Here is a 17676-nt window from a genome sequence, read left to right as displayed (position 1 = left end):
ATGTATAAAAACATCATGTTTGAAAAGAGAAGCAATGGTGTGGCATGGCTGACATTAAACAGGCCCGAGCGGCTGAATGCATTTACTGAAGAAATGCATATGGAAATGCTTCAGGCCCTGAAGGAAACCTCACGGGACGGGAATACCCGGTGCCTTGTCATTACTGGAGAAGGCAGGGCATTTTGTGCAGGCGAAGACATACAGAGACTTGGTGAAGAAACCGATCATGGAGAAATACTGAGAAAAAGGTATAATCCCTTAATCTCTGCCATTGCTAATCTTGAAAAACCTGTCATCGCGGCCGTTAACGGTATTTGTGCCGGTTCCGGATTCAGTTTAGCGCTTATCTGCGATTTTATGCTAGTTTCAGAAAAAGCCAGCTTCGTTTCTTCCTTTATGAATATCGGGCTTGTTCCTGATTCCGGGCTGCTGTATCTTTTGCCGAGAGTGGTAGGGAGAGCAAAGGCGATGGAAATTGCTGTGCTGGGAGAAAAAATATCAGCTATGGAAGCAAGGAGCCTGGGAATAGCAGGAAGACTTATATCCGAGGATTATTGGAAGAGTGAAATAGAGGAGTTTTCTGCAAGGCTGGCTTTAATGCCAACCCTTGCCATCGGGCTTGTTAAAAGATATATGAATGAAAGCTTTTCTGTCACACTTGATGAAATGCTCTCAAAGGAAGCCTCAGCTCAAAGGATTGCAGGGCTGTCAAAAGATCACAGAGAAGGAGTAGCTGCCTTTTTCGAAAAAAGGAAGCCGCACTTTCAGGGAAGATGAACAAAAAGCGAGCAGAAAATCATGGGCAAATGCTCTGCTTTTACAACTAGCTTCCTTTATATGAAAGGAGAGTCAGATGATTGAACACATTGCGGTTATAGGCTCAGGTGTCATGGGGAGGGGAATTGCCTGCACAGCAGCAATTTCTGGTTTTACTGTCACGCTTGCCGATAGTAAGAATTCAGCCTTGGAAAGTGCGAAAAGAGAGATAGAAGCGATTTTTTTCAAAGGAATTCAAAGAAAAAAAATTTCCGAAGCTGAAAAATCTTCTGCTTTGGAGCGCCTGTTTTTTCAAGCCAGCATTGAAAATGCAGTTAGAAATGCTGATCTGATCATAGAAGCAGTTACGGAAAATCTGGAAATAAAAAAGAGAGTATTTGAGGAAATGGAAAAGTTTGCGAAAGATGATTGCATCTTTGCAACGAATACATCTACGATGAGCCCCACTGAAATAGCGGCTTTTACTAAAAGGCCAGATAAAGTAATCGCCATGCATTTTTTTAATCCTGTGCATAAAATGCCTCTTGTTGAAATTGTAAAAGGGCTGGAAACAAGCGATGAAACCTCGGAGGCAATAAGAAGAACTGCCGAGGGGATGGGAAAGGAAACCGTTGTCGTGAATGAATTTCCCGGTTTTGTTACAAGCCGCATCAGCGCCCTCGTCGGCAATGAGGCATTTTTGATGCTTCAAGAAGGAATCGGGACAGCTGAAGAAATTGATAAAGCAATAAAATTAGGGCTGAATTATCCGATGGGACCGTTCGAACTGGGAGACCTGGTAGGGCTTGACACACGCCTCAATAACTTGAATTACCTTCATAGCAGGCTTGGTGAAAAGTTTCGTCCTGCACCTCTTCTCATTCAGTATGTAAAAGCGGGAAGGCTGGGAAGAAAATCAGGCAAAGGAGTATTTGAATACGGAAGTGACGGTACAAAAATAGAGCGATGAAAAGAAGGTGCGGATCTTGGAAGAAGCGGTAATTGTCGATGCAGTCAGGACTCCTATAGGAAGATACAAGGGCGCACTTAAAGATGTCCGCCCGGACGATCTTGGTGCCATTGTGATTAAGGCACTGGCAGACAGAAATCCCATTGTTCCTTTGGGTGAAATTGAAGATGTGGTCTTTGGCAATGCAAATGGTGCTGGAGAGGATAACCGGAATGTCGCACGAATGTCCGCCCTGCTTGCCGGATTGCCGGTTGAAGTCGCTGGCACTACAATCAATCGGCTATGCGGTTCAGGTCTTGATGCATTCATTTATGCTTCACGTGCCATTAAAGCAGGTGAAGGCGATATATTCATTGCCGGAGGGACTGAAAGCATGACAAGGGCACCATTTGTCATGGCTAAACCAGATACGGATTTCCCGCGCGGAAGCTTTGAAGCACTGGATACTACTATTGGCTGGAGATTCATTAATAACAAGCTTGCAAATATGTACGGTACAGATTCAATGCCCCAAACAGCAGAAAATGTGGCAAAAAGGTACGGAGTGACAAGGAAAGATCAAGATGCCTTTGCGTTTCAAAGCCAGCAGAAAGCTAAAGCAGCCATCCTTCAAGGCAAATTAAAGGAAGAAATTATCCCTGTTACATATAAAAATAAAAAAGGCATTGAACAAACGGTAGATCAAGATGAGCATATCCGTCCTGACACGACCCTGGAGAGATTGGGCATGCTGCCGCCAATTTTCAAGGATGGCACAGTAACTGCTGGAAATGCTTCCGGGATCAATGATGGTGCTTCCGCCCTTCTCGTAATGAGTGCTTCTAAAGCCAGGGAACTCGGCATTAAGCCAATTGCCAAATACAGGTCTTCTGCAGTGAGCGGACTTGATCCATCCATAATGGGACTGGGACCTGTAGCTGCTTCCAAGAAAGCACTGTTCCGTGCATCACTATCAATGAAAGAAATTGGCTTAATAGAACTGAATGAAGCATTTGCCTCTCAATCTCTTCAGTGCATAAGGGAGCTCGAAGCAGATATAAGCAAGGTAAATGTAAATGGAGGCGCCATTGCATTCGGCCATCCGCTTGGGGCCAGCGGTGCAAGAATTCTGACAACTCTTGTACATGAAATGAAAAGGGAAAATACAAAATTTGGCCTTGCTGCCATGTGCATAGGTGTTGGACAGGGAATTGCGACCGTAATTGAACTGATATAGTGTTAGCTTTAGTTAATGAGTCATGAAGGATTACGAAAGTATCGATATATACTGCAGCTGTCATGATGTATTGACTGGTGTGATTAATCCATGGGAAAATGTAGAAAAGAGTGATCACATCAACTTAAAAGGCAGTGAATGAAAATGAATGGGAATTTGAATACCAGATCTATGATTTTTACAATATATGGTGATTATATACGTCATTATGGCAGCGAAATCTGGATAGGCAGCCTGATTCGTCTTTTAAAAGAATTCGGCCATAATGAGCAGGCTGTACGGGCAGCAATTTCAAGAATGAGCAAACAGGGGTGGGTGATGGCCCGGAAGGAAGGAAATAAAAGCTATTACTTCCTGACAGAACGCGGTGCAGATAGAATGGACGAAGCTGCAAAAAGGATTTTTAAATTAAAACCGGATAAATGGGATGATGAATGGCGCATGCTTATTTACTCCATTCCTGAAGAAAAGCGGCATTTGAGGGATGAGCTACGGCAAGAACTGATTTGGAGCGGGTTTGGCACCATATCCAACAGCTGCTGGATAACACCGAACTCCTTAGATAAAGAGGTAAACAGCCTTATTAATAAGTATGGAATCAGTAAATATGTCCACTTCTTTACCTCTCGATATGAAGGACCTGAGGAAAATGTACAGCTTGTCAGGAAATGCTGGGATTTAGCAGGAATCAATGAAAAATATCAGCAGTTTTTTTCTGAATATCAGCAAGAATATTATGAAGCAAAAAATAAATTTCAAAACAATGGCCTATCCGACGCAGAATGCTTTGTGCAAAGAACCAAGCTTGTGCATGAGTATAGAAAGTTTTTATTTATTGATCCGGGACTTCCTGAAGACCTGCTGCCTGAAAAATGGCTGGGCTCATCAGCAGCTTCACTGTTCAGTGATTTTTATAAGGTATTGGCTGAGCCGGCAAGCCGATTCTTTGAAGAGGTCTTTCAGGAAGGAAATGAGCTCGAAAATAAAAATTTAGAATATGATTTTTTTCAGCATCCGCTTCTTATAGAGGAATGATAAAGGGCAAGGGATGTGCTGAATGCAGGGCAGTGAAAGGCATATCATTTTAGAGAAAACTCTTCCTTGAACTTTCTGCCTTTTTGGAAATATGTATCAATTGTTATAGCAATAATGGTTTTATCCTGTTCTGTTAACTCCCTGGCCACCTTGCCTGGCGAACCGATTACAAGGGAATGCGGGGGAATGATTTTTCCGGCCGGAATAAATGTGTTTGCCCCGATCAGTGATCCTTCACCAATGACTGCTCCATCCATAATGGTGGAGCCCATACCAATCAGAGCTCCTTTTTTCACATGGCAGCCATGAAGGATCACATTGTGGCCGACTGAGACTTCGTCTTCTAGAATCAAAGGAAATTCTTCATAAAGATGCAGAGTGCAATTATCTTGTACATTGCATTTTTCCCCAATGGAGATGGGGCCTTCATCACCGCGTAAAACTGCATTGAACCAGACGCTTGAATCTTTGCCGATTGTTACATTTCCTATGATTCTAGCCCCCGGCGCAATAAATACAGAGTTATCAATGCTAGGTGTTGTTCCATCAAAAGAATAAATCATACATTCCCTCCTCATTATTAAGAAAGCGCTGCCAATCTATTATATCATAACAAAGGGAGGTTACTCACAAATGAATAGACTTTGCAGGATATTGAATATTAGCGTTCCCATCATCCAGGGAGGAATGGGAAATATAAGCTCACCGCATCTGGCAGCCGCAATTTCAAATGCCGGGGCCCTGGGAATGATCGGAGCAGGTACGATGTCCCCGCCAGAGGTTGAAGCAAAGCTAAAAACCGCCCTTGAAATGACAAACCGGCCCATTGCTTTAAATATTGCCGTCAGTGTTTCTCAATATACAAAAGAGCTGATTGATCTGGCAATTAAGTATAAACTTCCTTCCGTTTCTCTGTCAGCCGGGAATCCTGCTCCATATATAGATTGTCTCCACAATAATGGAATAAAAGTGATGGCCGTGACAGGAGCAGTTAAACATGCAAAAAAAGCCGCTGCAGCAGGCGCTGATATTATAGTCGGCGAGGGATATGAAGCTGCTGGCATCAATTCACCGCTGGAAATCACTACTTTAGCTTTGATTCCCCAGCTGGCAGATGCTGTAGATGTGCCTGTCGCTGCAGCAGGAGGAATCGGTGACGGAAGGGGGATAGCCGCTATGATGGCCCTTGGTGCAGAAGGTGTCCAAATGGGAACACGTTTCATAGCTGTAAAAGAAGCGCCATTTTCGGAGACGTACAAACAGAGGGTCATAAATGCAGATGACCAGGAAACAGTTGTCATTGGAAGAAGTATTAATAGAATACGGCGGGTATTGAAAAATCCATTTATTAAAGAGATTTCTGATAACGAAGAAAAAGGCTTGTCACTTAGCGAATACAGCCGATTAACAGATGAAGAGCATCATATGATCGGGGCAATATTGGGCGATGAAGAAAAAGGCTTTTGCAACAGCGGTCAAATTGCCGGCCTTATCAACCGGGAATACAGTGCAGAAGAGCTCATTAAAACAATGATTGGCGAAATGTATCAAACCATTGACCGCCTTAGGAAATTAAGGACTCTATGAGTATGAAAGACATTGACCTTTTTTGCTGCAAAATGATAATATAACGTTAAATAAACGTCATTTTTTTTTGCGGAATGCCATTTTTAATAAAATAATGTAAGCGATTACAATAAAACGGGGTGCTGAATAATGAAACCAGGAATTGAGGCAGGACAGCAAGCTGAATACCAATGTGCTGTTACGAAAGAAATGTTTCCCTGTTTTGAGGGAGAAGTCATTCACCCTGTTTATTCAACTGTATCCATGGTGCATCATATGGAATGGACGGCAAGGAAACTGATTCTTCCTTATCTTGAAGAAAACGAAGAAGGGATGGGAACTGCAGTAAGCCTGAAGCATCTTGCGCCCGCAGCAGAAGGCAATGTAATTACACTTCAGGCTGCTATCACCAAAATAAAAGGCAGCCTGGTGACTGCTGAAATCAAGGTATATTGCGAAACACGTCTTATCGGTGAAGGCAGCGTCGTCCAGATTATTCTTCCAAAACATGAGATTGCCAGAATTATAGACAGCAGCAAAAATGGCTGACGCAATAAGAGCAGGGATAGAACGCTGCACCCTGCGGCAGGACATTTAAAGAAAAAGCGCCTGCTCATGATTAATAGGGAGGGCATTCCTTGCCATTATATGAAAAGGAGCTTACATAATGGATATATTTACTAGTATGCACGAGCATGAACAGCTTGTGTTCTGCAATGATCCTGATTCAGGACTGAAGGCCATTATTGCCATACACAATACAACACTGGGTCCGGCGCTTGGCGGCTGCAGGATGATGCCTTATCAAAGCTTTGATGCGGCGCTTAATGATGTGCTCCGTTTATCCAGGGGAATGACCTATAAATGTGCAGCAGCAGATGTAGATTTTGGAGGAGGGAAATCTGTTATTATCGGAGATCCGGTCAAGGATAAGTCACCTGCATTATTTAGGGCATTCGGGCAATTTGTAGAGTCGCTGAAAGGCCGCTTTTACACAGGTACTGATATGGGCACAGCTCCAGAGGATTTCGTGGACAGCAAAAAGGAAACCAATTGCATTGTCGGAATACCGAAAGAATATGGAGGAAGCGGTGACTCATCCGTTCCTACAGCTCTTGGTGTAATCTACAGCTTAAGGGCTGTAAATCGGAGACTTTGGGGCAGAGATTGCCTGGAAGGCAAAACAATAGCGATACAGGGACTCGGCAAAGTCGGTTCCAAAGTAGCTCATATGCTTTTGAAGGGAGGGGCGAGCTTATACGTAACAGATATCAATGAACACTCCGTGCATTCATTTCTTGAATCCTGCAAAGAGTTCTCAGGATCTGTTAAAGCAGTTTCCGGAGAGGACATTTACACTATCCCTGCCGACGTTTTTGTGCCCTGCGCCCTAGGGGGGATTATTAATGACCAAACACTTGAAGTTCTAAAGGTAAAGGCCGTAGCCGGATCTGCGAACAATCAGCTTCTTTATGCAAGGCATGGGGAGGCCTTAAGGGAACGGGGAATTTTATATGCACCCGATTATATTGTAAATGCCGGCGGTTTAATCCAGGTTGCAGATGAGCTTTATGGCCCAAACAATGAACGGGTACTCAAAAAAACCCAAGGAATATATAAATCATTGCTTGAAATATTTGAAAATTCTGATACTGATTCTGTCTGCACAGCAAAAGCTGCAGATCTGTTCTGTGAAAAAAAGATTCAATCAGGTAAGAATAGAAGCAGTTTTTTCTCTCACTATAAAAGGCCGAAATGGGATATTCATATTTAAAACTTAAACGGAGGAGGAAAACCGATGAATTGCCAATTCCCTATAATACAAATCATGGATGAAAATGGAGACCTGGTTCTCGAAGAGTTCAGTGATCAGATTTCCAGCGAATTTGTTAAAAAGGCATATAGACAATTGCTTCTCGTCAGGAACTTTGACAGAAAAGCCATAAGCCTGCAGCGGCAGGGGCGCCTAGGGACCTATGCGCCTTTTGAGGGGCAGGAAGCGGCACAGGTAGGGAGTGCACTTGCACTTTCAAAAGATGATTGGATGTTCCCGACATACCGGGACCATGCTGCAAGCATCACTTTCGGGCATTCACTTCCTAACGCGCTTTTATATTGGAACGGTCGCCTGGAGGGATGCCTGGCGCCTGAAGGGAAACATATTTTTCCTCCAGCTGTGCCTATAGCGACCCAGCTTCCCCATGCCACTGGAGCAGCTTTAGCAGAAAAACAAAGAGGTACAAAAAACGCTGCCATCGCTTATTTTGGGGATGGAGCAACTTCTGAAGGTGATTTTCATGAAGGAATGAACTTCGCAAGTGTATTTAAAGCGCCAGTAGTGTTTTTTAATCAAAATAATCAATTTGCTATTTCTGTACCCATCCGTAAGCAAATGAATTCAGAAACCATTGCCCAAAAATCAGTGGCCTATAATATCCCCGGCTACAGAATTGATGGAAATGATATTTTTGCCGTATATTTTTATACAAAAAAAGCGCTCGATCTGGCAAGAAATGGCGGTGGGCCAACCCTGATTGAAGCAGTAACCTGGAGATACGGTGCCCATACAACAGCGGATGATCCAAAAAAATATAGAAACCAGGAAGAAAGCAATTTAAAAAGAACAAGTTTTGACCCAGTCCTGAGGCTGGAGCGCTATATGAAAAAAACAGGATTATGGGAGGAAAGGCTGCTTCAGCAGGAGCTGGAGGAAATACACAATCAAATTGAAGATGCAGTGAAGGAAATGGAAGCATTCCCCCCGGCAGATGTTAATGATCTGTTTGATCATGTGTTTGAAACAGCACCATGGAATATTCAGGAACAAAAAAATGGATATTTTAATCATTTAAGAGGTGAGACAGTATGACTCCTGAAACAAAGGTTGCAGCAAACAAACTGACAATGATTCAAGCGGTTACGGCCGGGCTGCGCATCATGCTTAAGGAAAATGAGGAAGTTGTAATCCTTGGAGAAGATGTTGGGGTTAATGGCGGTGTATTCAGGGCTACAGAAGGCTTGCTTGAGGAGTTTGGAGAAGAACGTGTTATGGACACACCCCTCAGTGAATCTGGTATCATCGGTGTTTCCATAGGTATGGCTGTTAATGGAATGAAACCAGTTGCAGAAATACAGTTTCTTGGTTTTATTTACCCTGCCTACGAACAAATCATGACACATGCCACCCGCATCAGAATGCGGACAAAAAGCAAATACACCGTCCCAATGGTTATCAGGGCCCCGTATGGCGCTGGAATTCGGGCACCTGAAATCCATTCAGACAGCACTGAAACATTATTTACTCATATGCCGGGAATCAAGGTGGTTTGTCCCTCTACTCCTTATGATGCAAAAGGGCTGCTGATTGCAAGTATAGAAGATCCCGATCCAGTACTGTTTATGGAGCCGCTAAAACTTTACAGATCAAGCCGCGAGGAAGTTCCGGACGGGAAATACAGGGTGGAAATAGGCAAAGCAAAGGTAGTGAGGGAGGGACATGATCTGAGCATGATTGCCTGGGGAGCAATGGTTCCGCTGTGCTTAAAGGCAGCCGAAGAATTAATGGAAAAGGGAATCTCATGTGAAGTACTGGATCTCCGGACTCTTTATCCACTGGACAGGGAAGCAATCGCAGCTACCGTCCAGAAAACTGGAAGAACCGTTATCGTCCATGAAGCACATGCAACTGGCGGTGTTTCAAATGATGTAATGGCCATCATAAATGATACATCATTTTTATACATGAAAGCACCAATCGAACGTGTAACGGGCTTTGATGTTCCTGTACCGATGTTTGCCCTCGAAGAGCATTATTTGCCGACAACAGGAAGGATCATAAAAGCGGCAGAAAAGGCGGCACATTTTTAGTAAAAAGGAGGAATATTGGAATGCTGGAAGTTAAATTGCATGATATAGGAGAAGGCATGACAGAAGGGGAAATCCTCCAATATTTTGTTAAAGCAGGTGAATCTGTACAGAGTGATCAGCCGCTTGTTGAGGTTGTTACCGATAAAATGACAGCAGAGCTGCCTTCTCCAGGTTCCGGGATTATTAAAGAAATTTTGGTTCATCCTGGAACAACCGTTAAGGTAGGAACGACTTTAATGCTTATTGAAGGCATTGAGGATACAAAAGATAATGAAGGGAAAATGCAGGCTGGCGAAAAACATGCAACACAGCCCGGACCACTTGAACTGCCGGCAGAAAGTAAGGGGAATAGAATATTAGCTGCCCCGTATACAAGGAAAATCGCAAGAGAAAATGGAATCAGCCTCAAAGAGGTTTTAGGCACAGGTCCGGCAGGCAGAATTACTGATAAAGATGTTTACACGTTTTTGCACAAAAAAGAAGAGAGAGGAAACAACTCTGAAATAGAAGATTCTGTGTTTCATCCTGTCCAAGAAAATATTCCTCAGCCAGCAGAACACCTGAAAAAAAGCATCCCATATAAAGGACGGCGCAGGCAAATTGCACAAAAAATGGCGCAATCACTTTATACCATTCCTCATGTAACTCACTTTGAAGAAATTGATATGACAGAGCTCCTTAGTTTATCTAAAGAAATTAAAAGTCTTGGCCAATCAGTATCAATACCCGCATTTTTTGTAAAAGCAGTAACACTTGCCCTTGCTGACTATCCTGTATTCAATGCAAAACTTGATGAAGAAAATGAATCGATAATCCTGGAAAATGAATATAACATTGGAATAGCAGCAGATTCCAAAGAAGGCTTGATTGTTCCTGTAATTTTGCATGCAAATAAAAAAACTATTAAAGAAATTGACACTGAGATAAAGAGTTTGACCAAAAAAGCACAGGAAAACACCCTTAAAATCAATGAATTAGCCGGGGGGACTTTTACACTCAGCAATGTCGGCCCGCTGGGCAGCATTGGAGCAACTCCTATCATTAATTATCCGCAAACCGGACTTTTGGCTTTTCATGCAACAAAAGAAAAACCGGCGGTTGTTGGCGGAGAAATTGTAATCCGTTCCTTAATGAACATCAGCATGTCTTTCGATCATCGAGTGGCTGACGGAGCAACTGCGGTGGCTTTTACCAACCGGTTTAAGGAACTGATAGAGCACCCTATTCTTTTAGTATTGGAGCTGGTGTAATGGTTGTAGGGGAGCTGGCACATGAACGGGATTTAATGATAATCGGCGGCGGCCCGGCAGGATATACAGCTGCCATTCGGGCTGCCCAGCTAGGCAGAGAGGTTACTTTGATTGAAAAAGAGGTGCTTGGAGGCATTTGTCTGAATAGAGGGTGCATTTCATCGAAATTTTTCTCCCACTTGGCTGAAAAAGCTGAAGAGCTAAAGCATAACAATGATATTGGCATTAAAACGAATGGGTTTTCTCTGGATTATGATCAGTCTTTAATATATAAAAAAACGGTCATAGCAAACCTGCAAAGAGGAGTGGAATCATTATGCCGTGAAAATAAAATAGAAGTAATTTTTGGATCCGCCTCCTTTTTAGCCGCTGACAGAATTGGCGTCGAAAATGGAGATGACTTTGAAATTTATACGTTCCAGAACGCAATTATTTCTACAGGAAGCAAAATAATAAAAAGCCATGACATAGATGGACTTAATAATATTTTAGATGCAAGGTCGCTATATGAAATCAGGGATATACCGAAGGATATTGTCATTAATGGCGATGACTATATCGCCATTGAGGCAGCATTCAGCTACAAATCGCTTGGTTCTGATGTATACCTTGTCATTAGCGGAGAAAATTTTCCCCAACTGGATGTATCTATCAATAAAGAGCTAAAAAGGCAGCTAAAGAAAGCAAAAATCAAACTTTATAAAAATCTTTCTATTGTATCTGTTACCTCAATCGGCGACAGGCTTTTAACAGCCTTTAAATCCAATAGAGGGGATAAGGCAGGGATAGAGGCTTCCCATGTGTATATCCAGTCAAGATTAAAGGGAAATACTGAAAATATGGGACTTGAAAGAATTGGCATCAAGATGGATAAAATGGGCTATATCACTACAGATAATGAATGCAGGGCCAGTATATCGCACATTTTTGCATGCGGTGATGTTACAGGAGGCAGACAGCTTGCGTCTAAAGCTATTAAACAGGGGAAAACAGCTGCCGAAGCTTGCGCCAATAAGCCAACAGAATGGAATGATACTTTGATACCGCAAATTATACACTGCCAGCCGCCTATTGCCTATGTAGGTTTAACGGAACAGGAAGCCGCCTCTCAGGGGTATAGGCTGAATATCGGACAATTCAGTGCTGCAGCTAATGGCTATGCGGAAATTACCGGCAATAAAGATGGATTAACAAAGGTTATCACTGATCAAGAAACCGACCTGATTCTTGGTATTCATCTATATGGCAAGCAAGCTCCGGATTTAATTGCTTCAGCAGCGGTAGCTATTGAAATGGCTGCAAGGGATGAAGATATAAAATTTCCCATATACCCGCATCCAAGTGGCAGCGAGGGACTGCTTGAGGCAGCAGAATCCCTGATTCACCAGGCGATTCACCAGCCTCCAAAAAAAGAAAGAGTAAAAAGGTAATTACAAAGGGGCCCATCAGCTGATGAGCCCCTTTTGTTAATATTTTATACTTCGAAATCATTAAGAAAACACCAAGAAAAGGTTTTTTCCTGTATTAGCCAGAATAATAAGTTATAAATCAAAAAGTTAGGAGAAATCAAAATGAATCCATTTGTTTTTGCATGCATAACCCCTCATGGCGGAGAAATCATACCTGAATTAAAAGGAGATTTTCCGGGGAGAATGTCAGTCACCCGAAGCAGTCTATATACGTTAGGAAAAGAAATGGCACAAGCAATGCCAGATTCACTGATTGTCTTGACACCCCATGGTACAAGGATAAATGGAGTCTTTTCTATCAGTGATTCTGAGTACATGGAGGGAGTCGTTGAAGAAAATGGATCATCTTTTTCTATGAAGATCACCGTTGACAGAGACCTTGCAAAAAACGCTGCGAAAAAAGCTGAAGAAGCAGGAATTAAAGCAGGAACGATAAATTTTGGAACATCTGCTGGCCCTTTTTCATGTTTGCAGCTTGATTGGGGTGCGATTGTACCGCTCCGATTCATGCCTGAGGTTCCGGCTGTCATCATCACGCCTTCGAGGGAATTGGCATTTAAAGACCACTTGGAGTTCGGCAGAGTTTTAAAAATGGCGGCGCTGGCTTCAGAAAAGAAAATTGGAATAATTGCCAGCTGTGATTGGTCGCATACGCATCAAATGAGCGGGCCATACGGATTTCATGAAGATGCTGCAAAGCTTGATGGAGAAGTCAAATCATTGTTAGAAAAGAAGAAATTGGAAGAAATGCAGGATTTCAGTACAGAACTTATTGATAATGCTAAACCGGATGGCATATGGCAGACACTTATTTTGGCAGGAGCAATCCCGTCCAATGAAAGAGAAGTCAAGGTTCTATCATACGAAGCCCCTACATATTTCGGTTTAATCAGTGCAGCAATATATCCCAAATAATTCAGGGAGTATAACCAGACATCCCCGCTGGCATTACTTCATATCCAGCAGGGACATTTGCATAAGTTCAGATTGCATGAAGCGGCATCCGTATACTGAAGGCAGTAAGATCATCATTTGACGTGCAGGCAATTATACCGCCATGTTTTTCTATGATTTTTTTACAAACGAAAAGCCCAATCCCTGTACCCAGTTCCTTAGTCGTAAAAAAGGGTTCAAAAATTGTTTTTATATGCTCTGCTGCAATGACAGGACCGTTATTGGAAATAATAATCATGCCTTCCTTTTCTTCAGAAAAACCCTTCACCAGAATGTTTCTGGGCTTTGTCTGTGTTTTCAGGGCATCAATGGAATTTATGAATAAGTTAAGAAGAACCTGTTTCAGCTCTTCTTCATTGGCCTCTATCATCAAATGCCTGTCAATATCGATTGACACATTAATATCGTTATCTGCAAGACTTGGGTATGTGAGCATCTGTATATCTTTAAAAAGATCCGCAATAGAGATGGTGTCTCTTGTATTTTGGTTAATTTCTGCTTTTGATGTATGGAGAAACTGGGTAATCCTGAAATTGAGCTGATTGAGCTCATGTTCAATAATATCCAGATATTTAATGTCCGGATGCTCATTTTTCAATATTTTATTAAATCCCATTACAGCAGTAAGCGGGTTTCTGAATTCATGAACGAAGCTTGACGAGATCTGGCCGAGAACCGCCAGCTTATCTTTATGGTTTTCACTGATGAAAAGATTTTTTTCTTTAAGTTCCTGATTTTGCAGATTAGTATAATAAGAAACAGCATGATAGCAGAATAGATTAAAAAGATGGTTAATTTCATCAATAATTTCCTGTAATTCAGCAGCAGACATTTCTGATCGGATTATATTCTTTACTATAATGCTTCTTCCCAGGTTAACGTTATAAACGAAGTCTCCGATATTAACATGTGCTTCAAGACGTTCGTGGGCCACTTTATTAGCAAGGTTTTTAAGTTCATTCTGTGACAGTTGACCGGAAATGCCGGCTACGATAATTTGATACATGCTTGATCCGTTTTCCAGGATTTTTTCAAGATAGGGATCGTGCTCATCCTTTTTTGCAGATTCAAACCACTCGGATAAAAAAACATCCTGCTGTTTTACCAGGTGCAGCGCAGCCAACTGATTATAATCCTTTTTTCTTGAAGACGACTCCATTTTCTCCACCACTTCCCCGAAAAATACGATCGATAAATAATATAAAGATATTCGACAAACTTTTTAATTATCCTTCAAGTCAAGATGCTTTTTTGATAATTAAATAGGTAAATAGGCAGAAAAACTGGTCTGGTGTACTCCGTTATGCGAGTTCTGTTGATTGGAGAAGTTTTTTAAGGCTGTTTTTGTGAGCTTCTTTTGTTGAACAAGCTGGGTAATTTCCGCTCTAGGATGCTCGCTTCCCGCTAATCCCGCAGGAGTTTCTCACCAAAACCATAAGCTCCCAATCAACCTGACTCAACAATGGAATCGCCTCAGAACACATTAAAAACAACAATCTTAGAAAAAGCCCTCTTTATAATCCTTCATGACAACTGCTCTCGATTTTGTTTTTGAATGCCGGGGGAACTGACCGCATATTATAGTACAAAGCTGCACGATGGAGAAAGGGAGATATCGCTTGAAAAGTAAACGAGATGTTTCGGTGCTTCTGTTTTTAGTCTTAATTATGGCCCCTGCCTTTTATTTGGAGAATTCCTCTTCTCAAGAATTGAAGTCAAATCCGTTATTGATTGGCCAGGGAAACGGTGAAGCTGCTAAAACGGCTGCGGCTATCCCTGAAGAAAAGCATTTGAAAAAGAACTATATCATGGAATTGGATGAAAGGCTGGTAAACACAAGCCAAGAAGCCGGCTACAGGGTAGAAACTTACCGGGAATATGAAATTTATAAAAATCAGCAAGGGGAGGTTATAGAAATCGTGCCTACCACACATTATGAGTATCTCCGATATAAAATTTATAAGTGAAGCTGGCTGAAAAGCCAGTTTTTTTGCTGATATTCCAGCATTCTTATCCGGCATGCATTTCAGTTCTTTCTTGTCTCGCAGCATGAGAACGGCCTGCCTTAACAAGTTTTTAGAGCAAATCGAAAAATATTACCTTATGCTATAGCAGAAGCGCACTTGCAACATTTATAAGAAAACGATCTTGCTATATACATAGTATCTAAATAAAAGTCTGAATTTTTTTACAATTTGTTTAATGAATGTTTTACAATATTCTTTATAATTAAACTAATTTAAGCATCCTGTTAACGAAATTATTGAAGAAATAGTTTTCTTTGATTGCCTGGAAAGGAGGATATAGTCTTTAGCGGAAATTTCAGATTTTAATTTTTAATTAGAGGAGGGGAAGCCATGAAAACACAAATTGAGCATAACGGCATTGTTACTTTGACAAGCGAAGCTGCGAATGAACTCCAGGGGAGCAGCTTATGGAATGATGACTTAAGGCCTACCACAGCTAAGGAACATTCCTGGAAAGGAATAAACTTTGCTACGTTATGGATAGGAATGTGTTTATGCATTCCAGCCTATACGATGGCAAGCGGCATGATAACTCTCGGAATGAACTGGTGGCAGGCCATTGGCACTATTTTCCTCGGCAATGTTATTGTTCTTATACCCATATTGCTTAATTCTCACGCAGGTACAAAGTTCGGAATTCCATACCCGGTATTTGCAAGGCTTTGGTTTGGAGATAAAGGGGCACACATCCCTGCACTCGCACGCGCCATTGTCGCTGCAGGCTGGTTTGGCATCAATACCTGGATAGGCACCGGTGCCATTGATACATTGCTTTCTGCTTCATTCCCTGCATGGGCAAGTCTTTCAGGCCATACCGCCATTGTGTTTGCGCTTTTCTGGGCTTTGAATGTTGGAGTTGCCTATAAAGGCCCTCAAACCATGAAGCTCTTAGGAACCATTGCAGCTCCTGTTGTGGGAATATCTGCTATTATCCTTTTAATCTGGGCTTTTACTCACGCAGGAGGCTGGGGCCCCATTCTTGATAAACCTTCAAAGTTCACAACAGCTTCCTCGTTCTTTAAAGTTTTTTTTCCGGCATTGACCGGTGTAATTGCATTTTGGGCAACACTGGCACTTAATATCCCGGATTTCTGCAGGTATGCCCGAAGCCAAAAATCTCAAATGGTAGCCCAAACGGTATCACTTCCCTTAACAATGACCATTTTTTCATTCATAGGAATTGCGGTCACTTCCGCTACTATCGTTGTATTCGGCCAGGCAATATGGGATCCTGTCGCCTTGATTGCCAAGTTTCCTCCGCTCGTGATTTTTCTGGGAACCATTGTTATTGTGCTGTCTTCTTTAACCATTAATGTTGGCGCGAATGTGGTGGCTCCTGCCCGCGCCATAGAAAACCTGTATCCTAAAAGAATAACATTTGGCATCGGAGCCCTTATTACAGGATTGTTTGCCATTTTGCTGCAGCCCTGGTATATCATGTCCAATTTCGGCAATTATATTTTTGGATGGCTTGGTACCTATGGCGCCCTGCTTGGCCCGATAGATGGTATTGCAATCGCGGACTACTGGCTTGTCCGGAAAAGGAAGATGGCGCTGACTGAACTATATCAGAAAAATGGCAGATATAATTACCAGTCAGGCTATAATAAAAATGGCATATATGCTCTCTTAATCGGAGTTGCGATTCCTGTTCTTGGATTGTTGATCCCTGGCCTCAGGTTTTTATGGGACAATGCATGGACTTTCGGACTATTCATATCCATTTTTGCTTATACCGTTTTAATGAGAGGAGACCAAAGTATTCTTCGAGCAGAAGAATATGATAATATGACAATTTACAAAAGAGGGATAGAGGCAGGCAGCAGTACTGATCAAAATGATTCTATAATCAGCAAATAAATGAAGTGAATAAAAAGGGGGTACGGAATGTGACCATTTCGCACCCCCTTTTTCGGCAATCTGAAGCATTCTAATGAAGGTGCTTTTATTTATTCATATAAAAAGAGACTTACAATTTTTATCCTTAGGTTTTTATCTAGTCTACCAGTGCCAGTTCGGCCCGGGATGACAGTATGGTATATGTCTTGGACCGCAGATAATATGCTCATGGCAGCAAACATTCATACAGGAATCCGTATGCGGGAAATAATGCTGATGCATAAAAACCTGCTTGTTTACTGTAGTAGTATGACTTGGATGAATATGCTGCACAATATGCGGATATATATTTGTATTTACATAGTTTTGAGCGGGATCATAAATTGGCGGATCCTCTTGGGCAGGGGCTATATGCGGCGGGCAATACACTGGGCCGCATTGTGCATGCTGCTGATGGTGACAATAATCGTGATAATACATGGGAAATACAACACCCTTTCTTTATCGTTTGGGTTTACTTCCAAAAACAGCATATGTGGCTGACTGTGCGTCTGCTCTGATAAAAATGCCTAATTGTGCTGAAAGTCATTAACTTTTCATCCTTTTGGTTCCAGCAAGAAATGGAAATATAATTATTACATTAATTCTCTATTAAAATCGTTACCATAGTACGAATAAGTCAAATTGATATAAACAATAATAAATAAACTTAACAAAAACTTGCAGG

18 protein-coding genes are annotated in these 17676 nt (G+C 42.0%); 15 read left to right on the top strand and 3 right to left on the bottom strand.

The window, feature by feature from the left end:
- From BM126_RS15025 to paaX, 4 genes are all read left to right on the top strand, one after another.
- A complete protein-coding gene (locus BM126_RS15025; protein ID WP_090990251.1) occupies window positions 1-777 on the top strand; it encodes an enoyl-CoA hydratase-related protein in 777 nt (258 codons plus the stop codon).
- Window positions 778-853: 76 nt separating this feature from the next.
- The gene (locus BM126_RS15020) at window positions 854-1726 is read left to right on the top strand and encodes a 3-hydroxyacyl-CoA dehydrogenase (protein WP_090990250.1); all 873 of its coding nucleotides are present in this window, start codon (window positions 854-856) and stop codon (window positions 1724-1726) included.
- 13 nt (window positions 1727-1739) lie between these two features.
- A complete protein-coding gene (locus tag BM126_RS15015; protein WP_177201455.1) occupies window positions 1740-2942 on the top strand; it encodes a thiolase family protein in 1203 nt (400 codons plus the stop codon).
- Between the two features lie 156 nt (window positions 2943-3098).
- Complete coding sequence (gene paaX, locus BM126_RS15010) at window positions 3099-3977, top strand: phenylacetic acid degradation operon negative regulatory protein PaaX (protein WP_090990316.1); 879 nt, start codon at window positions 3099-3101, stop codon at window positions 3975-3977.
- 44 nt (window positions 3978-4021) lie between these two features.
- On the opposite strand, the gene BM126_RS15005 is transcribed toward paaX, so the two are convergent.
- Window positions 4022-4540, bottom strand: coding sequence for a gamma carbonic anhydrase family protein (locus BM126_RS15005; protein WP_090990248.1), 519 nt, complete (start codon window positions 4538-4540; stop codon window positions 4022-4024).
- Between the two features lie 70 nt (window positions 4541-4610).
- Here BM126_RS15005 and BM126_RS15000 point away from each other — a divergent pair, with 70 nt between their 5' ends.
- The 8 genes from BM126_RS15000 to BM126_RS14965 all read left to right on the top strand — a co-directional run bounded on the left by BM126_RS15000 (window position 4611) and on the right by BM126_RS14965 (window position 13044).
- Window positions 4611-5564: an NAD(P)H-dependent flavin oxidoreductase gene (locus tag BM126_RS15000; protein WP_090990247.1), complete on the top strand. Its 954-nt coding sequence runs from the start codon at window positions 4611-4613 to the stop codon at window positions 5562-5564.
- Window positions 5565-5693: 129 nt separating this feature from the next.
- Complete coding sequence (locus BM126_RS14995) at window positions 5694-6092, top strand: thioesterase family protein (RefSeq protein WP_090990246.1); 399 nt, start codon at window positions 5694-5696, stop codon at window positions 6090-6092.
- Window positions 6093-6210: 118 nt separating this feature from the next.
- Window positions 6211-7317 carry a Leu/Phe/Val dehydrogenase gene (locus BM126_RS14990; RefSeq protein ID WP_090990245.1) on the top strand — a complete coding sequence of 369 codons (1107 nt, stop codon included), beginning with the start codon at window positions 6211-6213 and terminating at the stop codon, window positions 7315-7317.
- Between the two features lie 24 nt (window positions 7318-7341).
- Complete coding sequence (pdhA, locus tag BM126_RS14985; RefSeq protein ID WP_090990244.1) at window positions 7342-8412, top strand: pyruvate dehydrogenase (acetyl-transferring) E1 component subunit alpha; 1071 nt, start codon at window positions 7342-7344, stop codon at window positions 8410-8412.
- The gene (locus BM126_RS14980; RefSeq protein ID WP_090990243.1) at window positions 8409-9410 is read left to right on the top strand and encodes an alpha-ketoacid dehydrogenase subunit beta; all 1002 of its coding nucleotides are present in this window, start codon (window positions 8409-8411) and stop codon (window positions 9408-9410) included. The genes pdhA and BM126_RS14980 overlap by 4 nt, the downstream gene beginning before the upstream one ends.
- 20 nt (window positions 9411-9430) lie before the next feature.
- Window positions 9431-10660, top strand: coding sequence for a dihydrolipoamide acetyltransferase family protein (locus BM126_RS14975; protein WP_177201449.1), 1230 nt, complete (start codon window positions 9431-9433; stop codon window positions 10658-10660).
- Entirely contained in the window at window positions 10660-12090 is a 1431-nt protein-coding gene (locus tag BM126_RS14970; RefSeq protein ID WP_090990242.1) for a dihydrolipoyl dehydrogenase family protein, read from the top strand. Before BM126_RS14975 ends, BM126_RS14970 begins: the two co-directional genes overlap by 1 nt.
- A 141-nt stretch (window positions 12091-12231) precedes the next feature.
- Window positions 12232-13044: a DODA-type extradiol aromatic ring-opening family dioxygenase gene (locus BM126_RS14965; RefSeq protein WP_090990241.1), complete on the top strand. Its 813-nt coding sequence runs from the start codon at window positions 12232-12234 to the stop codon at window positions 13042-13044.
- A gap of 67 nt (window positions 13045-13111) precedes the next feature.
- On the opposite strand, the gene BM126_RS14960 is transcribed toward BM126_RS14965, so the two are convergent.
- Complete coding sequence (locus BM126_RS14960; protein WP_090990240.1) at window positions 13112-14242, bottom strand: histidine kinase N-terminal domain-containing protein; 1131 nt, start codon at window positions 14240-14242, stop codon at window positions 13112-13114.
- Between the two features lie 460 nt (window positions 14243-14702).
- Here BM126_RS14960 and BM126_RS14955 point away from each other — a divergent pair, with 460 nt between their 5' ends.
- Together BM126_RS14955 and BM126_RS14950 are read left to right on the top strand one after the other, a co-directional pair.
- A complete protein-coding gene (locus BM126_RS14955; RefSeq protein WP_090990239.1) occupies window positions 14703-15050 on the top strand; it encodes a hypothetical protein in 348 nt (115 codons plus the stop codon).
- A gap of 390 nt (window positions 15051-15440) precedes the next feature.
- Window positions 15441-16970 (top strand): NCS1 family nucleobase:cation symporter-1, encoded by a 1530-nt coding sequence (locus BM126_RS14950; RefSeq protein ID WP_090990238.1) that lies wholly within the window; start codon window positions 15441-15443, stop codon window positions 16968-16970.
- A gap of 141 nt (window positions 16971-17111) precedes the next feature.
- Here the strand turns inward: BM126_RS14950 and BM126_RS22920 are convergent, their stop codons facing one another.
- A complete protein-coding gene (locus tag BM126_RS22920; protein ID WP_305728156.1) occupies window positions 17112-17282 on the bottom strand; it encodes a CotD family spore coat protein in 171 nt (56 codons plus the stop codon).
- Here BM126_RS22920 and BM126_RS22915 point away from each other — a divergent pair.
- Window positions 17264-17509, top strand: a complete 246-nt coding sequence (locus BM126_RS22915) for a hypothetical protein (RefSeq protein ID WP_256213126.1) — start codon at window positions 17264-17266, stop codon at window positions 17507-17509. The genes BM126_RS22920 and BM126_RS22915 overlap by 19 nt on opposite strands.
- The last annotated feature ends 167 nt before the right edge of the window (window positions 17510-17676 follow it).

Source organism: Bacillus sp. OV322, assembly GCF_900112495.1.
In the GTDB taxonomy this organism is placed as follows: domain Bacteria; phylum Bacillota; class Bacilli; order Bacillales; family DSM-1321; genus Peribacillus.
Note: the sequence above shows the minus strand (reverse complement) of the source record. Positions and strands in the feature narration are given on the sequence as shown.